This window comes from Kitasatospora sp. NPDC007106 (assembly GCF_040634455.1).
Lineage (GTDB): Bacteria > Actinomycetota > Actinomycetes > Streptomycetales > Streptomycetaceae > Kitasatospora > Kitasatospora arboriphila.
In genome coordinates, this window is sequence record NZ_JBEYFP010000411.1 from 1 (window position 1) to 5,355 (window position 5,355).

The following is a 5,355-nucleotide window of genomic DNA, read 5'->3' on the forward strand; positions in this document are numbered from 1 at the left end:
CGCGGTGGCGGTCGCGCTGGGGCCGTCCGTTCCCGGGGCGGCCGCGGTGGCGCAGGTGCTGACGGCGCCGGCCTCGCTGGTGCAGCTGTTCGCCTGGCCGCTGTTCGCCGTCCTGCCCGGAACGGTCTCGGTGATGGCCCTGGCCCTGCTCCAGCTCGGCGGCGCACTGGCGTCCGTGGCCGTGTTCACCTTCCTGGCCCGCAAGGCCCGCCGCGCCTGACGTGACCACCCGAGCGCCCTGTGACGACAGGTCCTGGGAACCGTCTTCCAAGGGCGCTCGGGCGGTCGATTCAGGGGCCCCACGCGCCCCTGTTCGGCGTCCGTACGCCTTTGAAGACCCGTCCTAGTCCTCGGCGAGCGGGCGGACGGTGAGGATCTGCTGGGCGTGGCCGACCGGGCCGGTGGTGTCGTGGAGGACGGTGCTGGTGAGGCCGTGGCCGGTCGGGCCGAAGCTGACGGTGGTGTCCAGTCCCGTCCAGGGGCCCTCGGGGGTGCGGTGGAGGTGGACGGTCAGGTCCGTGTTGGGGTACATCCAGGCGGTCGGCGGCTGCTGCACGGCGATGCCGTTGGCGGTGTCCACCAGGGCGACGAAGGAGGCGAGCGGGCTGCTCGGCTCGCCGGCGACCAGCCCGTGCCGGGTGCTGATCCAGGCGGCGGCCCGTCCGGCCGCGGCCTCCCGGCGGCGCACCTCGATCGAGGCGATGTAGCCGCCGTCCCAGAGCCCGTCCATCGCCCAGGGGCCGAACTCCTCGGGCGGGGCGAGCCGATCGCCCGGGGCGTCCGCGACGGCGGCCGTGTCGAGGACGGCGAGCAGCCAGGCGCGGGCCCGGACGACCGGGCGGTCCCCGATGGTGACGACGGCCTCGAGGAGTTCGACGGTGCGGCCCGGCCGGATGCTCTCCACGGTGATCTCGCACTCGTCGAGGGCGAGCCGGCCGAGGATGTCGTAGCTGATCCGGGCGAGCGCCAGGCCGGTCGCGGGGCGCCCGTCGAGGTACCGGTCGATGGCGTGCACGACCAGGCCGGCGAGCGGGCTGAAGTGCTGCTCCTCGGTGTTCCAGGCGCCCCCCGCGTGGGCCGTGGGCTTGTAGCGGTGCTCGCCCGTGCGCTGGTAGTAGCTGTCGGGCGAAACGGCGGGGGCGGTCAAGGCGCACCTCTCCTCGGGCTGGACCGCCGTGCCGGACGAGGGGTGCCGGCGGGCGGGGCGGGCCGCCGGCGGGCGGTCGCGTTCAGGATCGTAGGCGGCCGAACGGATCCGCCGTAAGGGTGACCCTGCCCACACCCTGCGGGGGTGTGCGGTCAGTGCGCCGCGCGGCTGCGCAGCACGGCGTCCAGCGAGTCGACGATCCAGTCCCAGGACTGCTGCGGGTCGACCGGGGTGTGGCTGAAGCCGCCGGCGGCCTCCAGGCTGACGTAGCCGTGGAAGACGCTGCCGAGCATCCGGACGGCGTGCGTCTGGTCCGGCTCCGCGAGGTCGTAGCCGCGCAGGATGGCCCGGGTCATCTGGGCGTGCCGGACGCCGGCGCTGGCGGCGGCCGTCTCCGGGTCGAGCCGCAGCTGTGCGGCGGCGTAGCGGCCGGGGTGGCGGCGGGCGTAGTCGCGGTAGGCGGCGGCGAAGGCGGCGAGCGCGTCCCGCCCGGCCCGTCCGGCGAGGGCGTCGGCGACCTCGTCGGCGAGCTCCTCCAGGGCGAGGAGGGCGATCCGGGTGCGCAGGTCCTGGGAGTTCTTCAGGTGCGCGTAGAGGCTGGCGACCTTGACGTCGAACCGGCGGGCCAGTGCCGTCACGGTCACCTCGTCGAACCCGACCTCGTCGGCGAGCTCCGCGCCCGCCCGTACCAGCCGCTCCGTGGTGAGCCCCACGCGAACCATATGCACTCTCCCGTCTCCCGTAACCGATTATGCATTTGCCTAAGAGGCTTAGGCAAATTAGCCTGCGCATCATGAAGCCGTTGACCGATTCCGAGATCCGTGCCGCCTTCCTGAACTGCACCAAGGGCGAGGCCAAGCGCATGTACGTCCCCCGGGACCTCGCCGACCGGCCCTGGGAGGAGCTGGACCTGCTCGGCTGGCGCGACCCGCAGGCGCCCGACCGCGCCCACCTGGTCGCGGAGGTCGACGGGCGGCCGACCGGTGTCGTGCTGCGCTGCCCGTCCGGCGCGTCCTGGGGCGCCCGCCGCAGCATCTGCTCGCTGTGCATCACCACGCACACCGGCGGCGTCTCGCTGATGGTCGCGCCGCGGGCCGGCCTCGCCGGCCGCCAGGGCAACTCGGTCGGCGCCTACATCTGCAGCGACCTGGCCTGTTCGCTGTACGTCCGCGGCCGGCGCGAGCTCGGCCCCGGCGCGCGCATGCCGGAGTCGCTGACCCTGGAGGAGCGGATCGAGCGGCTCGCCGTCAACACCGCCGCCTTCATCGCCAAGGTCGCCGCCTGAGCGGTGCCCGCGCCGATCCGACAGGATCCGGAAGCGCGGGCCTACGGGGCCCGGTCGGTGCCGGGCGGGACGTCGATCGAGGTGGGGAGCGCCTGCTCGGCCCAGATGATCTTGCCGCGGGGGAAGTAGCGGGTGCCCCAGTGCGTGGTCAGCTGGGCCACCAGGAACAGCCCCCGGCCGCCCTCGTCCGTGGTGGCCGCGTACCGCAGGTGCGGGGCGGTGCTGCTGCCGTCCGACACCTCGCAGATCAGGGTACGGTCGCGCAGCAGCCGCACCCGGGCCGGTTCGGTGCCGTAGCGGATCGCATTGGTGGCGAGCTCGCTGAGGATCAGCTCGGTGGCGAACACGAGGTCGCCCAGGTCCCACTTCTCCAGTGCGGCGGTGGCCCAGGTACGCAGCTCGGCGACGGCCTCCGGCTCGAACGGGATCTCCCGCTCGACGATGTTCGCCGGGTCGATCACCCGGGTGCGGGCGATCAGCAGGGCCACGTCGTCCTGCGGCCTGGCCGGCAGCAGCGCCTCGATCACCGCCCGGCAGTTCTCCTCTGGTTCCTGCCGGTGGTCGGCGAGCGCGTCGCGCAGCAGCTCCATGCCGACGTCGAAGTCGCGCGCGCGGTCCTCGATCAGCCCGTCGGTGTACAGGACGATCTGGGTGCCCTCGGCGAGGTGCAGCTCCGCCGTCTCGAAGGGCGCACCCCCCGTGCCCAGCGGCGGCCCGACCGGGAGGTCGGGGAAGTCGACGCTGCCGTCCGGCCGGACGAGTGCGGGCGCCGGGTGGCCGGCCCGGCTGACGGTGCAGAGCTGCGAGACCGGGTCGTAGATCGCGTAGAGGCAGGTGGCCCCCGAGACGCCCGTCCCGGTCGCGCCGTCGCTCTCCTCCTGGTCGATCCGGTCGACGAGCTCGTCGAGGTGGCCGAGCAGCTCGTCCGGCGGGATGTCCAGGGCGGCGAAGTTGTGGACGGCGGTGCGCAGCCGGCCCATGGTCGCCGCCGCGTGCAGGCCGTGGCCGACCACGTCGCCCACCACGACCGCGACCCGGCTGCCGGGCAGCGGGATCACGTCGAACCAGTCGCCGCTGACCCCGGACTGCGCCGGCAGGTAGCGGTGCGCGACCTCCAGCGCGCTCTGCTCGGGCAGCGCCCGCGGCAGCAGGCTGCGCTGCAGGGTCACCGCCATCGCGTGCTCCCGGGTGTACCGGCGCGCGTTGTCGATGCTGACCGCGGCCCGGGCGACCAGCTCCTCGGCCAGGGAGAGGTCCTCGTCGTCGAAGGGCTCCGGCTTCTTCGACCGCCAGAAGTTGGTGACGCCGAGGACGATGCCGCGCGCCGTCAGCGGCGTGGTGATCAGTGAGTGCACCCCGTGGTCGATGATCCGGCGGGTCCACTCCGGATCCTGCGCCTGCCAGCCGTCCGCCGTCGACAGGTCCGGCACCACCTGGGACAGGCCGCTGTCGAAGCCCTGGGCCATCGGCGTCGACGGGACGAAGGTGATCAGCTTGCCGCGCGGGTAGAAGGGGTGGTCGTCCTCGATGCCGCTGACGGCTACCCGGCGCAGCTCCATGCCGCCGCCGGCCGGCTCGTTGCCCTGGAGCACCGGATCGGCGAGGTCGACGGTGACGAAGTCCGCGAGGGCCGGGACGGCCACCCGGGCCAGCTCCTCGGCGGTGTGCTCGACGTCGAGGGTGGACCCGATGCCGGTGCCCGCCTCGTAGAGCAGGGCCAGCCGCTTGCCGGTCGCCTCGGCCTTGCCGGTCACCGCCGCCAGCTCGGTGGAGTCGCGGATCGTCGCGACCGAGCCCATGGCGCCGCTGTGGCGGTCGGTCGGCCGCTGGTTCACCACGAGCAGCCGCCCGCCGGCCAGGTGCACCTCGTCGGCGGCCTCCCGGCCGGACAGCAGCAGCTCGGAGGTCTCCGGGTCGAGGCTCTCCAGGTCGCCGACGTGCCGGCCCTCCGCGTCGGCGGGCAGGCCGAGCAGCGTCTTCGCCTCGTCGTTCGCCAGCACCAGCCGGCCGTCCTGGCCGACGATGACCACGCCCTCGCGCACCGCGTGCAGCACCGCGTCGTGGTGCTCGTACATCCGCGTCATCTCTTCCGGGCCGAGCCCGCGGGTCTGGCGCTTCAGCCGGCGGGCGGCCAGGGCGGTGCCGGTGGTGGCCAGCGCCAGCGCGGCGGCGCCGGTGCCCAGGATGATCGGCAGCTGCTTGTTGCCCGCCGAGGTGACGTTTTTGACCTTCAGCCCGGCCGAGACCAGGCCGACCACCTGTCCGTCCGCGTTCTTGACCGGCACCACGGCCTGCACCTCGTGGCCGAGCGGGCCGTGCACGCTCTCGGTGTAGATCTGGCCGGCCAGCGAGGGTTCGATGGTGCCGACGAAGCGTTTGCCGATCCGGTCCGGCAGCGGGTGGGTGTACCGGATGCCGTGGGTGTCCATGACCACGATGAAGTCGACCCCGGCGTCCTTGCGGGCCGCCTCGGTGAGCGGCTGCAGCGTCGTCGTGGGCGAGGACGACTTCAGGGTGTCCACCAGCCCGGGGGAGTGCGCGAACGCCTCCGCCACGGCCACCGACCGGTTGCGGGCCTCCCTGTCGCTGGCGCTCCTGGACTCCAGGACCAGCGCCAGGATCGCGCCCAGCACCAGCAGGACCACCACCGCGACCTGTACGGCGAACACCTGCCCGGCAAGGCTCCGCGGGCTCCTCGCTCTGCGTGACTGCTTGGAGGTGCCCCGGGAACGGTCGGCGCGATCGACCATGGCTCCATTCAAACACCGTGCCGAGGGCGACCACGAAGCGTGGCAGTCGGCGCGGCGCCGGACCGGGACTTCGCGCGCCGGCGGTCCCGGTCCCGCGCCGGTGTCAGGCCGCGAGCGCGGCCGCGGTGGCGGGCACCGGGCTGCCCCGGTGCAGCCAGGCCCGCTCGGCGGCG

General features: G+C 73.9%; 5 protein-coding genes. 2 read left to right on the plus strand and 3 right to left on the minus strand.

All coding sequences use genetic code 11. From position 1 onward, the window contains the following. Positions 1 to 220: hypothetical protein (locus ABZ641_RS24830; RefSeq protein WP_359985028.1), on the plus strand; the 220-nt coding region annotated here is incomplete at its 5' end. A gap of 123 nt (positions 221 to 343) precedes the next feature. Here ABZ641_RS24830 and ABZ641_RS24835 read toward each other — a convergent pair. After that, positions 344 to 1,147 (minus strand): thioesterase family protein, encoded by an 804-nt coding sequence (locus ABZ641_RS24835; RefSeq protein ID WP_344627344.1) that lies wholly within the window; start codon positions 1,145 to 1,147, stop codon positions 344 to 346. Positions 1,148 to 1,299: 152 nt separating this feature from the next. Continuing rightward, complete coding sequence (locus ABZ641_RS24840) at positions 1,300 to 1,869, minus strand: TetR/AcrR family transcriptional regulator (RefSeq protein ID WP_344627345.1); 570 nt, start codon at positions 1,867 to 1,869, stop codon at positions 1,300 to 1,302. A gap of 71 nt (positions 1,870 to 1,940) precedes the next feature. Here ABZ641_RS24840 and ABZ641_RS24845 point away from each other — a divergent pair, with 71 nt between their 5' ends. After that, a complete protein-coding gene (locus ABZ641_RS24845) occupies positions 1,941 to 2,432 on the plus strand; it encodes an FBP domain-containing protein (RefSeq protein ID WP_344627346.1) in 492 nt (163 codons plus the stop codon). 41 nt (positions 2,433 to 2,473) lie between these two features. On the opposite strand, the gene ABZ641_RS24850 is transcribed toward ABZ641_RS24845, so the two are convergent. Next, positions 2,474 to 5,182: a SpoIIE family protein phosphatase gene (locus tag ABZ641_RS24850; RefSeq protein WP_359985032.1), complete on the minus strand. Its 2,709-nt coding sequence runs from the start codon at positions 5,180 to 5,182 to the stop codon at positions 2,474 to 2,476. Positions 5,183 to 5,355 lie beyond the last annotated feature (173 nt).